Source organism: Paenibacillus sp. J22P143, from assembly GCF_059692035.1.
On sequence record NZ_JCAUAQ010000036.1, the window covers coordinates 18,556 to 38,954 of the forward strand.

General features: G+C 47.3%; 21 protein-coding genes, 12 tRNA genes, 1 pseudogene and 1 riboswitch. Of the genes and pseudogenes, 2 read left to right on the plus strand and 32 right to left on the minus strand.

Annotated elements, in window-relative coordinates:
- Positions 1-61: 61 nt before the first annotated feature.
- From AC58PQ_RS27235 to AC58PQ_RS27245, 3 genes are all read right to left on the minus strand, one after another.
- The gene (locus AC58PQ_RS27235) at positions 62-355 is read right to left on the minus strand and encodes a Dabb family protein (RefSeq protein WP_497247146.1); all 294 of its coding nucleotides are present in this window, start codon (positions 353-355) and stop codon (positions 62-64) included.
- Positions 356-486: 131 nt separating this feature from the next.
- Positions 487-1,170, minus strand: a complete 684-nt coding sequence (locus AC58PQ_RS27240) for an oxidoreductase (protein ID WP_497247148.1) — start codon at positions 1,168-1,170, stop codon at positions 487-489.
- A gap of 21 nt (positions 1,171-1,191) precedes the next feature.
- Positions 1,192-2,814, minus strand: coding sequence for a sensor domain-containing diguanylate cyclase (locus AC58PQ_RS27245; protein ID WP_497247150.1), 1,623 nt, complete (start codon positions 2,812-2,814; stop codon positions 1,192-1,194).
- Positions 2,815-2,991: 177 nt separating this feature from the next.
- On the opposite strand from AC58PQ_RS27245, the gene AC58PQ_RS27250 reads away from it, so the two are divergent.
- Positions 2,992-5,139, plus strand: coding sequence for a DNA topoisomerase III (locus tag AC58PQ_RS27250; protein ID WP_497247152.1), 2,148 nt, complete (start codon positions 2,992-2,994; stop codon positions 5,137-5,139).
- A gap of 96 nt (positions 5,140-5,235) precedes the next feature.
- Here AC58PQ_RS27250 and AC58PQ_RS27255 read toward each other — a convergent pair whose 3' ends face one another.
- From AC58PQ_RS27255 to AC58PQ_RS27270, 4 genes and pseudogenes are all read right to left on the minus strand, one after another.
- Positions 5,236-5,571 carry a hypothetical protein gene (locus tag AC58PQ_RS27255; protein WP_497247154.1) on the minus strand — a complete coding sequence of 112 codons (336 nt, stop codon included), beginning with the start codon at positions 5,569-5,571 and terminating at the stop codon, positions 5,236-5,238.
- A 93-nt stretch (positions 5,572-5,664) separates the two neighbouring features.
- Positions 5,665-5,868 (minus strand): annotated as a pseudogene (locus tag AC58PQ_RS27260) (signal peptidase II); the annotation flags it as partial.
- A gap of 84 nt (positions 5,869-5,952) precedes the next feature.
- Complete coding sequence (locus tag AC58PQ_RS27265; RefSeq protein WP_497247156.1) at positions 5,953-6,588, minus strand: HAD-IA family hydrolase; 636 nt, start codon at positions 6,586-6,588, stop codon at positions 5,953-5,955.
- Positions 6,582-6,878, minus strand: coding sequence for a hypothetical protein (locus AC58PQ_RS27270; protein ID WP_497247158.1), 297 nt, complete (start codon positions 6,876-6,878; stop codon positions 6,582-6,584). Before AC58PQ_RS27270 ends, AC58PQ_RS27265 begins: the two co-directional genes overlap by 7 nt.
- A 164-nt stretch (positions 6,879-7,042) precedes the next feature.
- On the opposite strand from AC58PQ_RS27270, the gene AC58PQ_RS27275 reads away from it, so the two are divergent.
- Entirely contained in the window at positions 7,043-7,567 is a 525-nt protein-coding gene (locus tag AC58PQ_RS27275; RefSeq protein WP_497247160.1) for a CcdC protein domain-containing protein, read from the plus strand.
- Positions 7,568-8,173: 606 nt separating this feature from the next.
- Here the strand turns inward: AC58PQ_RS27275 and AC58PQ_RS27280 are convergent.
- The 25 genes from AC58PQ_RS27280 to AC58PQ_RS27400 all read right to left on the minus strand — a co-directional run bounded on the left by AC58PQ_RS27280 (position 8,174) and on the right by AC58PQ_RS27400 (position 20,366).
- Positions 8,174-10,141 (minus strand): ABC transporter ATP-binding protein, encoded by a 1,968-nt coding sequence (locus AC58PQ_RS27280; protein WP_497247162.1) that lies wholly within the window; start codon positions 10,139-10,141, stop codon positions 8,174-8,176.
- Positions 10,142-10,209: 68 nt separating this feature from the next.
- Positions 10,210-10,743: a spore protease YyaC gene (yyaC, locus tag AC58PQ_RS27285; protein WP_497247164.1), complete on the minus strand. Its 534-nt coding sequence runs from the start codon at positions 10,741-10,743 to the stop codon at positions 10,210-10,212.
- A 177-nt stretch (positions 10,744-10,920) separates the two neighbouring features.
- Positions 10,921-11,577: a hypothetical protein gene (locus AC58PQ_RS27290; RefSeq protein ID WP_497247166.1), complete on the minus strand. Its 657-nt coding sequence runs from the start codon at positions 11,575-11,577 to the stop codon at positions 10,921-10,923.
- 185 nt (positions 11,578-11,762) lie between these two features.
- On the minus strand, positions 11,763-12,653 hold the full coding sequence (locus AC58PQ_RS27295) for a C40 family peptidase (protein WP_497247168.1): 891 nt from the start codon (positions 12,651-12,653) through the stop codon (positions 11,763-11,765).
- Between the two features lie 3 nt (positions 12,654-12,656).
- Positions 12,657-12,819, minus strand: a riboswitch (cyclic di-AMP (ydaO/yuaA leader).
- Between the two features lie 115 nt (positions 12,820-12,934).
- Positions 12,935-13,465 carry a GNAT family N-acetyltransferase gene (locus AC58PQ_RS27300; RefSeq protein WP_497247170.1) on the minus strand — a complete coding sequence of 177 codons (531 nt, stop codon included), beginning with the start codon at positions 13,463-13,465 and terminating at the stop codon, positions 12,935-12,937.
- 221 nt (positions 13,466-13,686) lie between these two features.
- A complete protein-coding gene (locus tag AC58PQ_RS27305; RefSeq protein WP_497247172.1) occupies positions 13,687-14,409 on the minus strand; it encodes a methyl-accepting chemotaxis protein in 723 nt (240 codons plus the stop codon).
- 45 nt (positions 14,410-14,454) lie between these two features.
- Positions 14,455-14,877 carry a HAMP domain-containing protein gene (locus tag AC58PQ_RS27310; protein ID WP_497247174.1) on the minus strand — a complete coding sequence of 141 codons (423 nt, stop codon included), beginning with the start codon at positions 14,875-14,877 and terminating at the stop codon, positions 14,455-14,457.
- Position 14,878: 1 nt separating this feature from the next.
- The gene (locus tag AC58PQ_RS27315) at positions 14,879-15,328 is read right to left on the minus strand and encodes a hypothetical protein (RefSeq protein WP_497247176.1); all 450 of its coding nucleotides are present in this window, start codon (positions 15,326-15,328) and stop codon (positions 14,879-14,881) included.
- A 710-nt stretch (positions 15,329-16,038) separates the two neighbouring features.
- Positions 16,039-16,109, minus strand: a tRNA-Gly gene (locus tag AC58PQ_RS27320).
- An 18-nt stretch (positions 16,110-16,127) separates the two neighbouring features.
- Positions 16,128-16,204 (minus strand) — tRNA-Pro (locus tag AC58PQ_RS27325).
- 20 nt (positions 16,205-16,224) lie between these two features.
- Positions 16,225-16,301 (minus strand) — tRNA-Arg (locus AC58PQ_RS27330).
- Between the two features lie 6 nt (positions 16,302-16,307).
- A tRNA-Gly gene (locus AC58PQ_RS27335) sits at positions 16,308-16,382 on the minus strand.
- Between the two features lie 102 nt (positions 16,383-16,484).
- Entirely contained in the window at positions 16,485-17,183 is a 699-nt protein-coding gene (locus AC58PQ_RS27340) for an AIM24 family protein (RefSeq protein ID WP_497247178.1), read from the minus strand.
- Between the two features lie 26 nt (positions 17,184-17,209).
- Positions 17,210-17,665, minus strand: coding sequence for an SH3 domain-containing protein (locus AC58PQ_RS27345; RefSeq protein WP_497247180.1), 456 nt, complete (start codon positions 17,663-17,665; stop codon positions 17,210-17,212).
- Between the two features lie 56 nt (positions 17,666-17,721).
- The gene (locus AC58PQ_RS27350) at positions 17,722-18,348 is read right to left on the minus strand and encodes a GyrI-like domain-containing protein (protein WP_497247182.1); all 627 of its coding nucleotides are present in this window, start codon (positions 18,346-18,348) and stop codon (positions 17,722-17,724) included.
- A 131-nt stretch (positions 18,349-18,479) separates the two neighbouring features.
- Positions 18,480-18,989 carry a ferritin gene (locus AC58PQ_RS27355; RefSeq protein ID WP_477592948.1) on the minus strand — a complete coding sequence of 170 codons (510 nt, stop codon included), beginning with the start codon at positions 18,987-18,989 and terminating at the stop codon, positions 18,480-18,482.
- 113 nt (positions 18,990-19,102) lie between these two features.
- A complete protein-coding gene (locus AC58PQ_RS27360) occupies positions 19,103-19,354 on the minus strand; it encodes a DUF1450 domain-containing protein (protein WP_497247184.1) in 252 nt (83 codons plus the stop codon).
- 158 nt (positions 19,355-19,512) lie between these two features.
- Positions 19,513-19,592, minus strand: a tRNA-Leu gene (locus tag AC58PQ_RS27365).
- Positions 19,593-19,611: 19 nt separating this feature from the next.
- Positions 19,612-19,687, minus strand: a tRNA-Lys gene (locus AC58PQ_RS27370).
- A 19-nt stretch (positions 19,688-19,706) separates the two neighbouring features.
- Positions 19,707-19,783 (minus strand) — tRNA-Asp (locus tag AC58PQ_RS27375).
- A 31-nt stretch (positions 19,784-19,814) separates the two neighbouring features.
- Positions 19,815-19,891 (minus strand) — tRNA-Met (locus AC58PQ_RS27380).
- Between the two features lie 73 nt (positions 19,892-19,964).
- Positions 19,965-20,040: transfer RNA gene (locus AC58PQ_RS27385), tRNA-Val, on the minus strand.
- A gap of 18 nt (positions 20,041-20,058) precedes the next feature.
- Positions 20,059-20,133, minus strand: a tRNA-Glu gene (locus AC58PQ_RS27390).
- A 36-nt stretch (positions 20,134-20,169) separates the two neighbouring features.
- Positions 20,170-20,261: transfer RNA gene (locus AC58PQ_RS27395), tRNA-Ser, on the minus strand.
- A 29-nt stretch (positions 20,262-20,290) separates the two neighbouring features.
- A tRNA-Asn gene (locus AC58PQ_RS27400) sits at positions 20,291-20,366 on the minus strand.
- Positions 20,367-20,399: the final 33 nt, after the last annotated feature.

Sequence of the window (20,399 nt, forward strand, 5' to 3'; positions counted from 1 at the left end):
TTTCCTTTATGACTATCCACTGCGGGATTCTACTGTCTCTTACCCACATACAGAACAAACCTTAAATCTCAATATCCACAACCAAGCTGTCCTCGCGGCCAACTTCGCGAATATACGCTGCAACCGCTTGGTGCTCAGGGTTAGGCCCGTATGCTTCCAATGCCGCTCTATCTTCAAAACGCACAGACAATACAACTTGATACCCTTTGTTTTTCTCCGAGAAGTTAAGACCCGCTTGGATATCAATGATACCTGTTAGATGTGGACGCAGCGCTTTGAAACGATCAACAACCTCTTGCAGCTGCTCCTGTGTTGTTGTTTCACCGAATTTTACAAGGACGATATGGTCAATCATGATGTGAACCTTCTTTCTATTATCATTTAGTACATGAATAATGAACGACACTAATCTTAACAAAAACGTAGACCGAACACCACTCCAGTTGGGATTGTCCTAGCATGCTTCAGGCCAGCTGCCCCTGACAATCACTTCCCAGCTATCGATGCTATCCGATCCGAGCTCAACACCTGAGCTCCCGTTTTTCCCGACTTTGCAGCTCGAATAAGGCCAGTTGCAATCGTGCTCGCATGAATGGGGCGGTACTTTCGAAGACGTCCCGTCATCAGCGGAGCTATGGCTCGCGACACGATGCTTCCCAGCTTCTCGCCCAGTCGGAACTCTCCACGGTCGCCCAGAATCAGAGAAGGACGCAGCAGGTACAACGCGCGAAGCCGCATGCCCCGCAGCTTATCTTCCACCTCACCCTTTACCTGATTGTAGAAAAAGGAGGACATGCGGTCTGCGCCCATCGCGGTCACAATGGCGAATGCATCGGCTTGTCCCTTACTCGCCATTTCAGCTAGGAGGAGGGGATAGTCCCGATCCACTCTGCGGAATTGCTGCTTGGAGCCCGCTTTTTTAATCGTCGTTCCTAAGGTACAGAAGACGTGCGCATGCGCGAACTCAGAAGTCTTCAGACTATCGCTCAGCTTAGCAAAATCGATCACTCGCTGCTCCAGCTTCCCATGTCCACCAAGCTGCTCTATGTCCAGTTTCTTACGAACTAACGCAATAACCCTGTCATAATCTGGATCATTCAATAACTGTTTGAGCAGCTCTCGTCCGACTAACCCAGTTCCTCCTGCAACAATCGCAGTTTTTCCCTTCATAGCACGCCTCCAGTGTCATGGTTATACATGATCATTCTCATCGTAAGACTCTTTGGCGTCAATTTCAACACGATTTCTTCCAAGTGACTTCGCTCGGTATAAAGCATGATCTGCCCGAGATATCATATCTTCCAACACCATCGTACCGTATTCCAGCGTAGGCGAGTATTCCGAAACTCCCATGCTCGCTGTGATTTTGACGGTAAGCATCTCTTTAACGTAAGGTTCGGCCATTAAGAGCGCTCTTAATTCCTCAGCCAAATCAGCACTCTCTTGGGCATTTTTCCACGGAAGGAGCAGAATGAACTCTTCACCGCCATACCTTGCCACAATCGCATCATCCCCCGCATAACGCTTTAAGAGACTCGCAACATGATGGAGCACACCATCGCCAACCAAGTGACCATACGTATCATTAATTTTTTTATAATGATCAATATCCATCATCAAGACTGAGCATGTCTGACCGGAGAGAATACACGTTTGTAATTGTTTATTTCCTTCTAGCATCATATATCGCCGATTATGTAACTCTGTCAATTGATCCATCCATGCGGAGTGCTCCAGGAGCGAAATATTGGCATTGAGGCGATCGGACATCAAATTAAACGTATTCACCAATTGGCGCAGCTCAATAGGAGCTTTTCTTATGTTATCCGAATTGATTTGATAATCGTAGTTCCCATTCTGAATGATCTTCGTGGCACGCAGCAAGTAGCGAATCGGCTTCTCAATCTTGGAGGCAATCATCACGGCTGCTGCAACACTGAGCAGGAGCGCGATCAGAGAAATGACAATAATCGTCATGCTTAATTCATTCAGCTTTTGGAAAATTTCCTTCTGCGTAATTTCGCCTACGACTAGCCAATTCTTCCCTTGCGACCATCTATATTGTCCATATACGCGTTCACCTCGGAATCCAATATACGCACTCTGATTAGTAATACCCGCCTTGGCATGTTGAAAAATTTCAGACGTAACTTGCTGTGTTACTGCACTATTCTCCGTATGGTTGGAGGCTGTTACAATATTGCCTTGTGAATCAAGCACATAGACTTCCCCCGTATCCCCGAAGCTAAGCTGCGCCATCAATTTATTCAACATTTCGAGTGTGATAATGCCAAGCACAACACCTTTGAACTCACCCTGATCGCCAAGTACGGGGGACGAGAATGTAATAACAGGCGCTCCATTGTCTTTCGAAATGACAACACTAGAGACGTAGCTTTTCTTTTCCTTTCCCCTTTTGAAATACACCCGATCACCCACATAGATCGGGATCGAATCTGTGCGAATATAGCCGTCCGGCTCAACAAAGGTAATAGAATAAAACTCCGAATTGACCTTGGCATAATCTTGAAATTCCTTTTTCAAATCGGCAATCCGATGAAGCTTGGCATTATCCGAAAGTGCGAACCGTTTAATCGCATCCAGCTTCTCCTGATTCCAACGTTCGATATATAAGCTCTGCAAGGCGATCATTTGCTTGAGTTGAACGCCAGCCTCCTCTAACCGATTTCCTTTCTCAATAAAGTAAAAAGGAACAATGATCGAAAAAGCCAGCAAAACAATAATTGCGCTTATCCAGAGTTGAAGTCTTGTTTTAATGGTATGATTGGAAAAAAGAGAAAAGATGTGCCCCATTGAGGTTCCCCCCCTTTTTATTCTATATATCTCATTATACCTTATATTAAGACGAAAATAGACAATTTTCGCTGATTTTCGGCACAAAAGCACGAATATTTCGAGAAATTGTTCGTTTGAAAAGAAAGTCCCTATCGCTTATGCTATTTTGTATATAGAAATGAGGTAATTAGCCCGATGAAAATTCTCGTACTGACCGAAAAACCAAGTGTAGCCAAAGAAATTGCTCGCGTGCTGGGCTGTAATCAGAAACAAAAGCACCACTTCGAAGGTGCCAAATATGTCGTCACCTGGGCACTCGGCCATCTCGTTACGCTCGCTGAACCCGATGATTACGATCCCAAGTACAAGACTTGGAATCTTGAAGATCTGCCTATTATCCCAAGTAAAATGAAGCTCAAGGTCATGAAAGAAACCTCGCAGCAGTTTCGTGCCATCGAGCATCTCAGCCGTCGGGGTGACCTATCCGAGATGGTCATCGCAACCGATGCGGGGCGCGAGGGCGAGCTCGTCGCGCGCTGGATTATGGAGCTGATCCGCTGGCAAAAGCCGTTCAAACGGCTTTGGATCTCGTCGCAGACGGATCAGGCGATTCGCGAAGGCTTCGCGCAGCTGAAGCCTGGCACCGACTACAACCGGCTGTATCAAGCAGCCGTCTGTCGTTCAGAGGCCGATTGGCTGATCGGCCTCAACGTAACCCGCGCGCTGACCAGCAAGTTCGGCGCGTCCCTTTCCGCTGGGCGTGTCCAAACGCCCACGCTGGCCATGATGATCAACCGTGAGGCGGAAATCCGTGATTTCCGGTCCGTCGACTACTGGTTGATCGAAGCCGACCTTGGGTCCTTCCGCGCCCAGTGGCGGGACCCGAAGACAGGCGACTCGCGCATATTTGACCGTGAGCGCGCAGATAGCTTGAAAGCAAAGCTGCAAGGCCAGAACGGCCGAATCGTGCAGGTGAATAAAACCGAGAAGCAGATTCCACACCCGCTTGCTTATGATTTGACCGAGCTGCAGCGCGATGCGAACCGCAAATTCGGCTTTTCTGCCAAACAGACGTCGAACGTCCTGCAACGGCTATATGAGCAATATAAGCTAGTCACTTATCCGCGAACAGACTCGCGCTACTTGACCTCAGATATGGTACCGACACTGCTCGGCCGTTTGAAAGGGGCTGCTATTGGTCCCTATGCGGCGCTCGCGGCACCTTTTATCCGTAAACCGCTAGTGATTACTAAACGGATCGTAGACGACAGCAAGGTCAGCGATCATCACGCCATTATTCCAACGGGAGAAGCGATCTCACTCGCTACGTTAAGCGCAGACGAACGTCGACTCTATGATCTGATCCTTCGCCGATTCTTAGCCTTATTCAGCGGCCCTTGCCGCTATGATGAAACGAAGTTAACGATCGAAATCGCAGGAGAGAAACTCTATGCTTCAGGCAAAGTCGTGAAGCAAGCAGGCTGGAAAGAAGTCTACGGTGCCACCGATTTCACCGATCCTGATCGGGAAGAGAATGAATCCGAAGACGATGCCGGGCAACTGCTGCCACAAGCGTCAGAGAAAGACGCAGTAACCGCTCGCAACATTCGGCAAGTCAGCCGTCAAACGAAGCCGCCTTCTCGTCATAATGAGGCCTCCTTGCTATCGCAAATGGAGAAATATGGCCTTGGCACGCCAGCTACGCGCGCCGATATTATCGAGAAGCTCGTGTCTTCCGACACGATCGAGCGTCAAGGCTCCTTGCTCATCCCTACAGGTAAGGGCACACAGCTCATTGAGCTCGCCTCCGAGGAGCTACGCTCTCCTGAGCTTACCGCTCGCTGGGAGCAGGAGCTCGAACGTATCTCCAAAGGCAAGGGAAGCATGGATGCCTTTCTTAGTGGAATCCGCAAGAAAACAACGGAGCTGGTTGACGAGGTGAAACGCAGTTCAGCCGCGTATAAACCGCATAATTTAACCGGCAGTAAATGTCCCGATTGCAGCGAATTTCTTCAAGAAGTCAAAGGCAAACGCGGGCGCTATCTGGTATGCTCCAGTCGGGAATGCTCCTATAAACGTGAAGCTGACGGTCAATTAACGAACCACCGTTGTCCGCAGTGCCATAAGAAGATGGAAATACACACAGGTAAAGCAGGCAAATATTTTCAATGCCGTCCTTGCAATGTGGTCGAGAAAATCGACGGCGAGTCAACTGGTGGAGGACGCAAGGCTTCAGCCAAAGCGAACCGCGAGCTGATCGAGAAATTCTCCGATCAATCTGGACTCGGCAACTCACTTGCCGACAAGCTACTCGCAGCCCTGCAGCAGAAGAAGGAAGACTAATACCAATTAATAAAGCCCAAGCGACTTGCTTCTTCGCTTGGGCTTTTGCACTATAAGAAAACCTTCTATCAAAGTAACAAGTAACTTAACAACTCGTTACGTTTTCGTTAATATCCTGCCTTTAACCGCTAATTCGAGATCTTCTAGACTTGTGATACCCAAACTAACCAGCGCATCTCCTGCTTCCATATGAACATTGGCTAAGATATGCATACTTGTCTGTGGCACAAGTGATTTACGAAACTCGTGAAAAAGTACCGCATTATACGTTTTGAGAACCGTCATAAACTCGACTGTCGGCGGGATAAATCCGCGAATTTCCGATGATCGCCAGAAAAATTCCCTCACATGCATAATATCGGAACCTGTGCGGTTCAACTTTCGAATCATCGCAAAAAACTCATCAACAAGTACTTGTCGATCCGCTTTCATGTGACCATCCCTCCAATGACGTATTCCTACTTGAAGGATACCACAAATAGTCCTTTATATCTATATTAATTCTATATTCATGGGCTTTTGTACCTATGAAAATTGTGGATTCTCCCCATTTCTCTTCCATTTATTTCTCTGCGAAAACAGCATGTCCACCACATAAAGCACAACACCCAAATTAATCGCAATATCCGCTAGATTCATGACACCATTTCCGGAGTGAATGACGATGAAATCCGTGACCTTCCCGAATAGAAGACGTTCGATTCCGTTACCAATTGCCCCACCGACTAAGAGCGCAGCTGCGCTTTGTCATGTCAACACGAAAAGCCCCCCCAGTCCTCCCTGTGGCGGCTCCTGCCATTCATTTTTCTCAACTTAACTTAAGCTCACTAGCGTCCGATACAGCTCACTAGGGGTGTTGGCGATGTGGTCCGGTTTTCCACTGAGCAGCAGTTGGGGAGAGTCATACCCCCATGTCACAGCGACGATAGGCACCCCTAATTTCTTACAGGATTCAATATCCCGTAATTCGTCACCGACATAAATCATGCGCGCGGGCGTGGTTCCCCATTGCTTCATCACTTTGCGAATCGAGTGGTGCTTGCCGAAAATATGCTTCGCTGAAATGATCTCCTTAAACGCACCCTCCAGCTTGTTTTTTCTCAGGAATAAACGGATGTTTGCTTCTGAATTGGAAGAAAGGATCGAACTCTTGACCCCTTGTGTAGAGAGCTTCGCAATGACCTCTTTCATACCAGGCACAATTTGCAGCGATCGAATATTCTCGTGATACAGCTGTCTCCCAGCCACCATGAGCTTAGGAATTTGGAGTACAGGCACTCCCAGGCGATCTACTCGTTCAGAAATCGACATTGAGCGTAAAGGGGCCAAGTCCTGTTCACGGATGGGGCGGAAACGATATTGGTTGGCCATTTCGTTATAGAGCTTAACCAGCAACATCCTGGAATCGACAAGTGTCCCGTCAAAATCAAACAGTACGTGCTTTACCATGTGGGTGTATATACAAATAAGGCCGGACCCTCGGGCGGCACTTGGCGAATTTGATTATGTTTAAACTCCTGGGCTGGATCTAGGACCACATGCGGATTGCTTACGATTCGCATATCTTCCCACACACAGGAGACGCCTTGTTCGTAGCCCACTGCACTACCCGCGAACATTTTACACCCTTTGCAAAACTGCTCTTTTTGCTGCGCGTCCAGCTTCACGACTTTATTACGAAGACAACAGTAAATTTCATTAACTGCGTTACATACATTAACATGAGTGATCAGAGCCATTTACCGTCAACTCCTTGCGGCACTTAGAGTGTGTAATAGTAAGTTTATCGAACTACTATTAAGTGTATGACAACATTTTGTAAACGGAATAACATTTCTCACGATGGGCCGTCCAAATTTGCTACAATAAGGAAATACGATGCCAGGTTTGGAGGTGCTTCCACATGCAGGATACATTACACTATGTGATTCCCTTTTTGATCTTTGGTTTTTTTATTTATCGACGGGCGAAGCGCACCATTGGTTTTCAAAAGCTGTCGCGAGGCAGACTCACCTTTCGTCTGTCGCTGTTCAGCCTATTCGGGATGACCATTTTTCTCCTCGGCTTCGTGCATCCCATCCATTTCATCGGCTATCTGATCGGCCTTGCAAGCGGTGCCTTGCTCGGACGAACTGCGATTCGCCATACCCGCTTCGAGCATCGGAGTGATGGCTGGTACTATCGCACACATCTATGGATTGAAGTCACCGTCCTAGTTCTATTCCTAGGCCGCATTGCGTATCGTTATGCTGCTATTGCGATCTCCACGGGATCAACCACTAACATTTCTCCTGCAGATTTCTCTCAGTTTACAAAAGATCCCGTCACCGCCGGTGTCTTCTTCATCATCGTGTCGTATTATGTCTTGTTTTTTGGTTACTTACTGCGTGAAGGAGCCAAGTTGGATCCAGCCACCTTGGTGACGTGATTGTACGCACACACTTGATCATTTAAACAAATTAGGTTCTTAACAAGAAAGAGATATCCCCCTAGGTCAACTAACCTGGGGGAATATCTCTTTTTTCGCCAGTAGGCGAGCAATCTGCCTGTGACGCCTGTTTGGTGAGCGATGCTCGCTTTTAGCGCCCTTTCGGGGCGCTATTTGGAGCGCCGAGGGCTTCACGCTCTGCTGTAAGGCCCTTTTTGGGCCTTACAGCCTTCACTTCCGCCCATTCGGTGGGCGATACTCGCTTTAGCGCCCTTTTGGGGCGCTATTTGGAGCGCCGAGGGCTTCACGCTCTGCTGTAAGGCCCTTTTTGGGCCTTACAGCCTTCACTTCCGCCCATTCGCTGGGCGATGCTCGCTTTAGCGCCCTTTTGGGGCGCTATTTGGAGCGCCGAGGGCTTCACGCTCTGCTTGTAAGGCCCTTTTCGGGCCTTACAGCCTGCACTTCCGCCCATTCGGTGGGCGATGATCGCTTTCAACGCCTAAGATTCTAAGCACTTTCCCTTTGGCTAAGGATATGGATCAGCTATTGTTGACCTGAGCGAAGGGGATAGTAGCGAGAGGCACCTTGATGAGAACGCTAGCCCGCCTACTTCGCTGCCTCCTCGGCAGCCTTCGCGAACTGCGTGCTGTACAGCCGCGCGTACAGCCCTTCCAGTGCGAGCAGCTCGCTGTGCGTGCCCCGCTCCACGACGCCGCCCGCCTCGATCACCAGAATGTGATCGGCGGCCAGCACCGTGGAGAGCCGGTGCGCGATCACGAGCGTCGTGCGCCCTTGCATCAGCTCCTCGAGCGCCGCCTGCACATAGGACTCGGATTCCGAGTCCAAGTGCGACGTCGCCTCATCGAGGATGAGGATGCGCGGGCGCTTCAGGATCGCACGAGCAATCGCGATCCGTTGACGCTCGCCACCGGAGAGCCGGTGGCCGCGCTCTCCAACCATAGTGTCGTACCCTTCGGGGAGCGACACGATGAAATCGTGGATGTAGGCCTGCCGGCAAGCGGCCTCCATCTCCTCACGCGTAGCATCCTCCCGCGCAAAGCGCAGGTTGTCGCCAATGGTCGCGTGGAACAGAAAAGACTCCTGCGTCACATACGCGATCTGCGCGCGCAGCGACGCTAACCCCACGTCGCGGACGTTCACGCCGTCGACCTCGACAACACCGGCCGTCGGGTCGTACAGCCGCGCGATCATCCCGATCAGCGTCGACTTCCCAGCGCCGCTAGGTCCAACGAGCGCGACCATCTCACCAGGCTGCGCCTCGAAGGTAACATCGCGCAGCGCATACTGAATTGGCTTCTTCTCCTTGAACCCCGCTTCGCCTTGAGCCCTTGACTTCCCTTCCTGCACCACTTCGCCTTGTACCCTCGACTTCCCTTCCTTCCCCGCTTCGTCCTGATCCCTTGGCTTCTCTTCCCGCCTTGGATCCCCTAACTTCCCTTTGTGCCCTGTTTTCCCTTGTTCCCCTGCCTTATAAGCGAAAGACACCTGCTTATAGCTCACACGCCCCGCCACTGTCCCCAGCTGGCGTGCGCCCTCCGAATCCATAACATCAGGCTCCATGTCCTGATATTCAAAAATACGCTGGAACACCCCCAGCGCAGTCGCTACCTCTACTTGCAGGTTCAACAGTGTCCCTACTGGCATATACAACCGCCCTAAGTACGCCGTGAACGCGACGATGGAGCCTAACGTCATATCTCCCTGAATAACGGAGTAGCCGCCATAGATATATATAATTGCCGTGCCTAACGGCCCTAGTGTGCTCGTTGCCATCCCGAACCAACGACCGACCAGATTGAGCCGCAGCTCGAGATCCATCACCTTTTGATTCATCGTCGTGAATTCAAGTTCTTGTTGCTTCTCTCTGCCAAAAATTCGTGTCAACAACGCACCCGAAATACCGAAGTTCTCATTCAGCTGCGAGGTGATGTCCGAGCGCACCTTCTGCGTTTCAAGTCGCAATGCCTTCCGCAGCTTGGAAACCTTTTTCACAGGCAGCACGAAAAGAGGAAGAATCAGCACCGAAATAATTGCCAGCTTCCAATCTAACGCAAACAAGATGCCTATCGTCGTGAAGACAATTACGATCTGCGTGATCGAGGAGACAACGATAGAGGTAACCACACTCTGTACGGATTGCACATCGCCCGTGATCCGCTGAACAATTTCTCCAGAGCGCGCATCCGTGAAAAACGCCATCGATTGCCGCTGCAAATTATGAAATAACGACTGTCCCAAATCCCGAATAACCCCTTGGGTTACTTTGGTATTGAGGTGGTTTTGCCACACGCCAAGCACACCGCTCAATACTGGCAGCAATATTAACAGCAGCGCCATCACAGACAATAGCTGGACACGCCCCTGCGGGATGGCTGTATCTATAATTTCCTTCATGACTAATGGCGGGATCAACCCAATCACTGCCGCAAGCAGTGCCAAGCCAATAATCACCAAGAGCTGTCCCCAATACCTTTTGAACAAAACCAAAATCCTTCGTATCGATACATCCTTCAATTTCGCCTTTGGCCGATTCCGGTCGGAAAGCCGTCCCATACCCCCTGGTCCACCTGGCCCCATCACTCACTGATCACTCCGATCTTCCTCGTCTTTGCTGCCCTTCGCTACAAAGGAATTGCATAGCTAATGGCTTTGGTCACTTCATCCGCCATCCTAAGCACATGATATAACGAAGTCGTTTGCAGCACATTATACTGTCTAGGCCCATCCACATTCACGATCGCCGCAATCGTGTAATCACCAATGGGTGGCAACACCTTACCAACTGATTTTCCTGGAGCCAACGGCTGGTTCGATAACTGATACAGGCCCACGCTTAATTTTTGACCCAAACAAGCATCTATCGCAATAACCACAGCATCCGGTGGGATTTCCTGCAAGCGCATCGCCAAGTTACTGGCATCACACGGTGCCGCTAGCGTACCAATTACGTGTGGATAGCCTAGCTCTGCAAGTTTACTTCCGACAACCGGCCCCAGAGAGTCCCCTGTTGAGCGATCCGTCCCAATACACACGAAAGCCAGCTTACTAGGCTTTAGCTGAATGCTCACGGCAATGTTTTGCAGAAGCTGTCCTAACTGCTCACCATTCACCTTTTTCCAAAACTGCTCCTGCAGCTCCATAGGATCTTTCTCCATCTTTGCCTCCCTTTCAGGCATGTACACCTATCTCTTCACCTGATGAATGATAATTATATTCTTTCACAAGGAGGTGGCCCATGTCCACATGCTACCCCGCCTTCGCCAACACCAAATAAGCGTTACTCGACTGAGCAAAGCCTATTCATTGCTGGTTCACCTGATTAATTAACCATATTAATGCACACGATTCATCCGAACAATCCGATAATAGAGCTGACCGCTTACCTCTTGCTCCACTTCCAGATAGCCTTCTGAATGGACATAATCTCCCAATATATAGGCAGCATCCGCCGAATTTGCATGCGTTAGAAACAGGAGCGCTACCTTCTCATCCCCAACCACAAATCCCACCTGTTCCTTCACTTGAAACTTCTCAAGAATTTTCCCAGAATGTGATCTCACGATATGATGAAACCGCCACGCGCCGTCCTCATTCACGATAAAATAAAGCACACGATTGCGATGAGCATTACTAAACTCCCGTGTCACACCGATCATGCACAACTTCTCATCCATGCGTAAATATTCATCAATCACATACGATTTCAGTCTTAAACGATTGACATTCTTGCTCTGAATATAGTTTTCCATCTCATCTATGGAGCGGCGATCCTTCGGATCTTGCTTCGTCGCGTAGAACACTTCCTTGATAAACGTATCCGTCTGGAATTGCCTTGCCCCTTTGAAGTGGTTATAGGTTTGAAAAAATTGCTTAATCACTTCCCGAATGTCTTCCGGTATGGCAGGACCCGTTTCCACGTTGTACATGCGATCTGTTCGACCTGACAGTTTTATTTTATGAAACCAGTTTTTCCAGACACTGACTTGCATGTCGTACGCGTCACCTACTTTCTTCCAACCATTTTTTCATTATAGGCTATAATTCTCAAAAATTCGATAAAAATCGCAGATTTTCGCGTAAAAAAAGAGCATCTGCCCGCTAATCTTTCATCTGTGAAAGACATAACGAACATACGCTCTAGATCATCTTGCTTTTATCCGATTTAGTCCCTACATTAAAGCACGCGTTTTGCGCCTACATATCTTGAGCCCCAATAGGAGCTAGCGAGACTATCGACCGCTACACCACCGGATGTTGTAGCCGAAATGAATTGATTATTTCCCATGTAAATGCCCACATGATTAACGATACCCGAAGCAAAGAAGACAAGATCGCCCTGCTTCAAATCCGTCACTCTCGCACCCGCTTGATCATACATTTGCACGGATGTGCGTGGCAGCTCAATGCCTTTGGCTTCATACAAATAACGAACGAAACCAGAGCAATCGAAGCCCTTGGGTGTTGTTCCACCCCATCGGTAAGGTGTTCCTTGAAAAGCCGTCGCAGCCTGTATAATTTGAGTTGATACAGCTGGCTGAACAACCTTTGCTACTGGGGCTACTGATGGCGGAGGTGCAATCCAAGCTGGCTTGTGGGTCTTACCATCGACTTCCACGATGGCGATTTTATTCGCATCATTCCAAGCGATCTCAGATCCAAACGTCTCTGTTATGAAACGTAGAGGAACGTAAGTATTTCCCTTCAGCAACGTCGGACTGCTCTCTAATTCAACCAACTTACTGTTCACGACAGCTTGCTCTTCGTCCGTTGTTAGTTGAATCGCTTGCTCCTTGTTCATTAGGGTGACGACGACATCATCGCCTTGCTTCTCCCAGTCCACTTGATAGCCTAATTTCTCCGACAGCACGCGTAGCGGCACCTGGAGTGTACCTTCCGTATCAATAAACGGCTGTACTTCAGGGAACTGCACCAATTCGTCATTGACCTGAACCTTCACCGAAGAGGTGTCTGGTGCAGCGGCATACGCCGCTGGAGCGGCGAACAGGGGAATGGCTGCGCCTAAAAGAGCGCATGAACAAATAAAGCTTTTTGTAAAAAGTTTCAAAACGTTGTGCCTCCTTGAAGCCTCCGAGGTTAGTTGACGGGTTCGGGAAGAGGTTTTCCCTAGTACGCCCCATTAGCCTTAGACTAACTGAGCATTCATTCACCCCAAGTAAAGAAGTCCCCCGTACCGGAGCTTTTGATGCTCCGAGATTCGGCATTTTTTGTCTATGTTAGACTAGCATAGTTCGTTTTAGCCTGACAACTTTTTCACGGTGGTAAGTGTTTCCTTTTTTTGTGGAGTCAAGCACAAACAGCTACTCTAGGTAGAGTAGCTGTTGATCACTAATTTGCCCAATCCGAGCTTACAGATTGCTTATATACCTCTGTGTATATGATGTTCTTGCAGGGTATGAACTCAGTTTCCGTCAATGGATCAGGTGAACTCATGATAAGTAGAGGCAGCATCAGCTGCCCTTCTCTGAGAGGAGGCTGCGCATAAGGGAATATGTTCAAATGAAAGCCGCAGCGCTTATAAAATTCAATTCTCCGCTTGGCATCCGGCGCATCCGGCGGCTCCACTTCAAGCACGATAGGCGTAGAACCGCTGCTCATATAAGCCGTCAGCATTTGTTTGCCTATTCCGCCGCACCTTATTGCAGCATTGACTGCAATATGCTCTACAAATCGAAACGTACTAAAGCTCCAGCTTGCCAAAAAGCCAAGCATTTGACCATGCGTATCTCTCTCAACATCAATTCGATAGTTCGGATGCGATAACAGTGATCGCTGTCCTTCATAGGTTCTTATCTCCGTATCAGGAAAAGCAGATTCCATGAGTTCGAACACTTCACCAAACGAATCCTCTTGTTTCATCTGTTGGCATCTCCTTTTTGTATAGGGTATCCAACCATGCGGCAAATTATGGAGCAATACGAACCACCATATCATCAAAATACAAAGAACCCTCAATACCACGATAAATGGATACAATATTTAGATGGTGGCTGCAATTAGAATATTCCCGCGAACGAGTAAGAGAAAAGAGAAAAAGACCACCATCAGGTGGTCTTTTCCGTATGCTTGTCAATTCGCCCCTACGATACTTTAAACTTACCGACCAATTGGTACAGCCTATCGGCCAGCATTTTCAAGTGGTCTGCTGTTGCTGCATTTTCCTCTGCGCCAGCAGAGGTTTGCTCGGTGATTGCAGCCATACTTTGAATCGTTCTCAGCACGGCAGAACTTTGAGCAAACTGCTCCTCGCTAGAAGTCGCAATTTCGTTGATATGATTGGATGACTCCCTAACCATCTCGACAATATGCTCAAAAGCTGCTCCTGCACGCTGCGCCATTTGGTTGCTCTGATTCACGGCACTTACCGTACCCGTCGTATTCCGCTGAATGTTTTTGATGAGATCGGCGATGCGTTTGGTCGCTTCTCCGCTGCGTTCAGCCAACTTTCGAACTTCATCGGCGACAACGGCAAAGCCTTTACCCGATTCACCTGCTCTTGCCGCCTCAATAGCCGCATTAAGCGCAAGCAAATTCGTTTGATCCGCAATATCGTCAATCACCTCAATAATGTCACCAATTTGGTTCGATTTTTCGGATAAATCATTCATTTTTATGCTCATATTTTTCATATCAGCCAATGTACCCTGAATAATTTGCCCTCCATCATTCGCTGATTGAACGACTTTCGAAGTTGTGACCGCTGCCTCCTCAGAAGATCTGGCTACGGAATGAATACCTGTTGTCATCGATTCAACCATTTGGTGTACACTTTCCACAGCCTCTGCCTGGTGCTGGTTCCCCACAGCAATCTCCGTCGTACTGCTCGAAACCTCTCTGCTGCTTTGCGTTTATGTGCGGATTCCCTCGACTACTTCGATGAACATATCTTGGAGATTTCCTACCATCTTATTGAAAGAAGTGGAGATTTCGCTAAACTCATCTTTGCCTTTTATCGGCAATCTCATGGTCAAATCACCTTCGGCGCTCGCCAAATTATCTATCGAAGCATTGAGTCTCCGGAGCGGTAGTAGAACCCGTGTGTACAAGATAACCATCGTAATGACGATACTTACAGCAAGCAGAACCAAGACACCCATCGTTACATTTAACCACATACTCGCCTTCTGCAGAGCCGCTAGCGTCTCTGCGGCTGCACGATTGTTCATTGTGGTCTGAAATTGTGTGATAGGCTCCATAATCGTAGCTTTGTTTTTATCATACTCCGTACCAAACATCAATTGTCTAGCACGCTCCAAGTTATTCACTTCCACCTCATGGAACGCACCTCGTTTCCGTTTGAATCAAAGCATCGGAATTCTGCTTCGCCTTTTCAATGAGATCTAGCTCCTCCTTAGGGGCCCCAAGCTCCTTTAAACGGTTTACCACATTGTCCCTTGTTTTCGTTACATCTACTTCTTTCATATAATTGTTAAAATGTACTTTATCGCCAGCTATGGTATACAGCCGTGCTTCATTCGTCAAATAATCAGAGGCATTCGACAAATTAATGCCCAATTGCTTAAATTCCTTCTGATTGTTTGTCGCCAACCGTTCATTTTTGAAGCTAGCATTCAAAGACACAATGCTGAATACCGTCAAAATAATGAGCAAACTACAGCCTACCGCAACACCTTTAATAAATGTGGATATTTCATAAAAACCTCCTGTAAAGATATATATGTATCTATTCTTTATAGCCATTTCCTTCATGGATTTCGCCATATGCTAACGCTTTCAATCCAACGGCAAATTTTTATAATTTCGAACTAATGCCTATCGTAACAAGAAATGGTAAGTAAAATACCACATTAATTGTGAAATTAATGTGAGTTGGACTCATAGTTTATTAACACTTTTAGGATTATTGATAATGGCAACCTAAGCAAAAAGAGTCTCCCCATTGTTGAGGAAGACTCTCTGCTTGTTTAACTATTTCACATCGTTAACGATGGTATATTGGGACGCTCGTCCTACTAAGCCTATTCTCAGATGTGTGCACGGACGGTCGAACCCTCTGCGGGCTCGCTTCCCAGCTTACCTTAAATAAAGGCTCTGTTAAATTTTAATGTTGATAGTAAGTGAAAAAAAATAGAACTACCAATTGTCTGGGAGATCTATTTTGTAATATAGTCTTATTCAATCAAAGCACCCGTTTGCTTGAGACATTGTTCACGATTTTCCCTCTAAATCATCAATTCTCTTTTCAAGTTCTTTTACTTTTTTAATACAGGTCAATGCATTCGTAAAAGCAACAAGTCCGAATATGAACCCCATAATTCCGAAAACTTCCACATAATCACCCCTTATTTAAAACTTTAAGATATAATGATTTCACTATTTTAAAACATCTGTTCTGATAATCCAATTATCAACAACTAACTTTAACAAGGCCTAAATAAAAAAGACCACCCGAAGGTGATCTTTTTTATTTAAGCGGGCGGCGGGAATCGAACCCGCGCGATCAGCTTGGAAGGCTGAAGTTCTACCATTAAACTACGCCCGCATATTAAGAAGTACTAAGTGGTCGGGACGACACGATTTGAACATGCGACCCCCTGCTCCCAAAGCAGGTGCTCTACCAAGCTGAGCTACGTCCCGTAGTGAAGATAAAGTGTAAATGGCGCGCCCTGAGAGATTCGAACTCCCGACCTTTTGATTCGTAGTCAAATACTCTATCCAGCTGAGCTAAGGGCGCAAATATTGGAGCGGAAGACGGGGATCGAACCCGCGACCCTCGCCTTGGCAAGGCGATGCTCTACCGCTGAGCCACTTCCGCATGTCGTTATTTCTCACTCGCTCAGCAAGTGTTTCTCTGAGGCGACAAGGAATAATATATCAGGTATTCGAAACAAATGCAACTATTTTTTCATACTTTTTATTATTTGATGAAAACCCCGCCAAATGGCAGCACTTCCCGAGCTATTCGGCGCAGCAAGCTATCCGATTTCATATGCTCGTCCAATTTGGGATCAGGCTTACATGGTTGCATGAGTACGTGACCATGCCCTGTGATCTCCCAGTGATAGTTCATATGCTGACTTGCCAGTGTATTGCCGTACACACAAAGTCGGAGCTTTGCCTGCCGCGGATATGCCACAAGACAGCTAACATCAATATACAAAGGTTGCTTAGGATCTAAGGCCATCTGATGCAAAGGACCCGCTGTTAACAAGCCTAGCGTTCCGGGACCGTGAAATTTCATTTTGACTAAATCCTGTGTGATCAATGTATTCTTGACGCTCTGCAAATGCGTTGTGAAGGTCACACCCTCCGTATAGAACAAGACATGACGAAACTCAAACAATAGGTCATCTTCGGCTTCTAAAGGCACTACAGCCAAGCTATAAGCTTCTGGCAGCCCCATCAGCAATTGTCCTGGCCCTCTTACACGTGATTGGATCAGCCGCTTTTTCCTATACATTCCAGGAAGCTTCATCAAAGCATCTTCTCTAAGCTCAGGCATCCCTTGGAACGCTACAATTTGGTTGGGATGCAGCACATGTACGGCTTCGCCTTGTTCAAGCTGAAGTGTAGCCATCCTAGCTTGTAAGCTCGCATTTTCAAAGATGACCTCCATTCGCACAACCTCCTCGCAACCACTTATTAACGCATCCCACGCTTCCTTCTTTGCCATAAGAAGAGACGAAACACGCGTCCAAGCAAGAAATAGCCTACAACCAATGCGGCTGCCGTAATGACCATATAGGTTATTTTTCGATTTCGTTTATCTTTATCCAGCGCAACTTGTTCCATTACTTTCAACCGCTCTTGCAATTGCTCATTATCCTTCTTGAGCGCCTCATTCTGGCTTAAGAGACGATCTTCGATTTCTTGGGACTGCCTGACGGCTTCCGATAGCTTGTCCTTCTGTTCTTCTAATTGCTGCTTCGTAGCCTCATAATCCTTCTGGATCTGCTCTACATCGCTTGGCAATTGATAGATTTCTTTTACTCGATCCAACCAAGAGGCATGGGCAGCGGGGGCTGGATACACCAAGCCGATCATGATGACAAGTACACCAATAGCTTGTCCAATCACAGTTATGTTACGTATTCGCAACACTATCCCTCCCCATGCTTCGCTTCTCGACATTATCTTCTATTTTACAGCAAAAATCACCCCTTCACCACTTCTATCGCTTGAACCGGATACCGCAGAATCGTTTTCATTTTCGCAGGCTCTACCCTTCTCGGGTCTGATAAGTAAATTTCATGATGAAGTCCGCTGATGCTTAGATGATTATGGACCATGTACTGATACATATGAGCCAGTGTTTCCGGTTCTGTCGCATACGGACCAACGTGCAGCATTTGGACACAGGTCCCCTCATCCAAGGATTCATAGCCTACTTCGGATATCACCTTAAGCTCCTTTTTCTTGGCCAATGCAACTCCTCGTGCTTCTTCCACCATCTCAGCCGTTACAAAATCCGGCATACGAATCAACAGCTTCCAGTGCCACTCTTCCCTCGGTACCTCCAACGCAGTTCTAGGATCGCCATCCACCCACCACTGCCCTTCTAGCTTCGCTACAGTGAAGTCTTTCTCCACCTTCTTGTTATAGCCCTTAACACCGTATGCGACCGTGTACAACGCTTCTGTGGCGCTAGCAAAGGTTGATCCGTTTGGATCCCCTTTTCCTATAAGTGTGACATATGAAATCGGTTCAAATTCAACTAGCTGAGGCTTCGTTGGGGCTGTGTAGTATGTTTTATACGTTTTGGCTAAATCTAATTTCTCCATGATGTACTTCCCTTCTTTTCTTCTACTATACAAAATAAACCCTGACACCATTATGTCAACAAACAGAAAAAACTTACCTCTCGCAATTATGCGAAACAAGTAAGTTTTTGTCTCATTAAAAGGCTATGTAATTATTCCGCAGCTGGTGGGGTAAATGAGCGTTGTGCAAATTCCGCATCCAACATATAGAAAGCATTGCTGTCTTTATCAATGCGCTTCAATTTATTAATAATGCTGTCGAACATCGCTTCTTCCTCTACTTGCTCATCAACGAACCATTTCAAGAACTGCATCGTAGCATGCTCTCGATCGTTCAGTGCTAAGTCGGACAGGTGATAGATGCGTTTAGTTACTTCTTGCTCATGCAAATAAGCATGCTCAAAAGCATCCAAAATCGATTCGTACTGATTGACTGGTGTATTCATACCATCAAATTCGACCTTTTTCCCGCGGTCATTAATAAATTTGAAAATCTTCATGGCATGAAATTTCTCTTCTTCTGCTTGTACTTTAAAAAAATTCGAAAACCCGTCCAAGCTTTCCGCAGCGCAATAACCAGCAATAGCCAAGTAGACGTGCGCGGAGTAAAACTCATAATTCATCTGCTCATTGAGCGCATTGGTTAGTGTATCGTTTAACATCTGTGCACACACCTTTCTGTATGGTTATCTCTTGCGTATTCCCCATACATACAAGATTACCAGAATTGTGCATAGAAATACAAACGGAATTAACAATTTCAGTAGGTCCGCATTCAAGCCAACACGCTTTCAGCCTTAGAAGCGGTGATGATTTGTTTAATTTGAGCATAAAGTAAGTCCGGTGACTCTGCGCAGAGCAGTTTCTTTTTCCCGATCATAGCGATACATTCTTTCTTGCAATGCCTGCAATTACCTAAACAGTCCTTCTTCTTCTGTTTCAGTTCTGGAAACTCATTCTTGATGGATTTATATATTTGTTTCGATCCGAATTTCTCATTTCTACAGCAGTATTTAATCGTTTTCATTTGCGATCTCTCCCCGCCAAGTACGTGTGACGCTACTCTTTGATATTAGTGATAATAATAATCAATGTCAACCATAAAATGCTTGAGCTTGTATGCAAAAAAGAACTTTCTCTTATCCTTTGTAAAAGGATGTAAGAAAGCTCTTCTTGGTTCTTGGATGCGCGTAGAGGGACTTGAACCCCCACGGTCGCCCGCTAGATCCTAAGTCTAGTGCGTCTGCCAATTCCGCCATACGCGCATGCTGTAAATAAGGCAAATGGTGAGTCATGTAGGATTCGAACCTACGACACCCTGATTAAAAGTCAGGTGCTCTACCAACTGAGCTAATGACTCATGTCTTGTAATAAAAAAATGGCGGAGCTGACGGGATTCGAACCCGCGGTCTCCTGCGTGACAGGCAGGCATGTTGGGCCACTACACCACAGCTCCACACTATGTAAATCTCCTCTTAGTAAGAGGTTGGTTGCGGGGGCAGGATTTGAACCTGCGGCCTTCGGGTTATGAGCCCGACGAGCTACCGGGCTGCTCCACCCCGCGACAATACTAGCATGATATTTTATTATTTCCAGAGAAAATCTAAGCCATCCAAATTTCTTCTGAAAAGGTAAAATGGTGGAGGCTGACGGGATCGAACCGCCGACCCTCTGCTTGTAAGGCAGATGCTCTCCCAGCTGAGCTAAGCCTCCATAGGATGAAGAAAAATGTGGTGACCCGTAGGGGACTCGAACCCCTGTTACCTCCGTGAAAGGGAGGTGTCTTAACCACTTGACCAACGGGCCTCGTAAACAGGCTTTTCTTATGTAAAAGTACTAATATGGCGGAGAGAGAGGGATTCGAACCCTCGAGACGCTTGTGACGCCTACACGATTTCCAATCGTGCTCCTTCGGCCAGCTCGGACACCTCTCCATGAAAAGGCCTGGTTTGTTAAAAATAAATGGCTCCCCGAACAGGACTCGAACCTGTGACAACTCGATTAACAGTCGAGTGCTCTACCAACTGAGCTATCAGGGAACAATGCTTGGCAACGTTCTACTCTCCCAGAAC

Bases quoted from the DNA above. Each gene is read 5' to 3' on its own strand.
- AC58PQ_RS27360 (WP_497247184.1), bottom strand. From the start codon at position 19,354: ATGAAAACGATTAAATACTGCTGTAGAAATGAGAAATTCGGATCGAAA.
- AC58PQ_RS27350 (WP_497247182.1), bottom strand. From the start codon at position 18,348: ATGGAGAAATTAGATTTAGCCAAAACGTATAAAACATACTACACAGCC.
- AC58PQ_RS27275 (WP_497247160.1), top strand. From the start codon at position 7,043: ATGCAGGATACATTACACTATGTGATTCCCTTTTTGATCTTTGGTTTT.
- AC58PQ_RS27270 (WP_497247158.1), bottom strand. From the start codon at position 6,878: ATGGCTCTGATCACTCATGTTAATGTATGTAACGCAGTTAATGAAATT.
- AC58PQ_RS27245 (WP_497247150.1), bottom strand. From the start codon at position 2,814: ATGGGGCACATCTTTTCTCTTTTTTCCAATCATACCATTAAAACAAGA.
- AC58PQ_RS27235 (WP_497247146.1), bottom strand. From the start codon at position 355: ATGATTGACCATATCGTCCTTGTAAAATTCGGTGAAACAACAACACAG.
- AC58PQ_RS27250 (WP_497247152.1), top strand. From the start codon at position 2,992: ATGAAAATTCTCGTACTGACCGAAAAACCAAGTGTAGCCAAAGAAATT.
- AC58PQ_RS27255 (WP_497247154.1), bottom strand. From the start codon at position 5,571: ATGAAAGCGGATCGACAAGTACTTGTTGATGAGTTTTTTGCGATGATT.
- yyaC (WP_497247164.1), bottom strand. From the start codon at position 10,743: ATGGAGAAAGATCCTATGGAGCTGCAGGAGCAGTTTTGGAAAAAGGTG.
- AC58PQ_RS27265 (WP_497247156.1), bottom strand. From the start codon at position 6,588: ATGGTAAAGCACGTACTGTTTGATTTTGACGGGACACTTGTCGATTCC.
- AC58PQ_RS27340 (WP_497247178.1), bottom strand. From the start codon at position 17,183: ATGGAGGTCATCTTTGAAAATGCGAGCTTACAAGCTAGGATGGCTACA.
- AC58PQ_RS27300 (WP_497247170.1), bottom strand. From the start codon at position 13,465: ATGAAACAAGAGGATTCGTTTGGTGAAGTGTTCGAACTCATGGAATCT.
- AC58PQ_RS27315 (WP_497247176.1), bottom strand. From the start codon at position 15,328: ATGGCGAAATCCATGAAGGAAATGGCTATAAAGAATAGATACATATAT.
- AC58PQ_RS27355 (WP_477592948.1), bottom strand. From the start codon at position 18,989: ATGTTAAACGATACACTAACCAATGCGCTCAATGAGCAGATGAATTAT.
- AC58PQ_RS27280 (WP_497247162.1), bottom strand. From the start codon at position 10,141: ATGGGACGGCTTTCCGACCGGAATCGGCCAAAGGCGAAATTGAAGGAT.
- AC58PQ_RS27290 (WP_497247166.1), bottom strand. From the start codon at position 11,577: ATGCAAGTCAGTGTCTGGAAAAACTGGTTTCATAAAATAAAACTGTCA.
- AC58PQ_RS27240 (WP_497247148.1), bottom strand. From the start codon at position 1,170: ATGAAGGGAAAAACTGCGATTGTTGCAGGAGGAACTGGGTTAGTCGGA.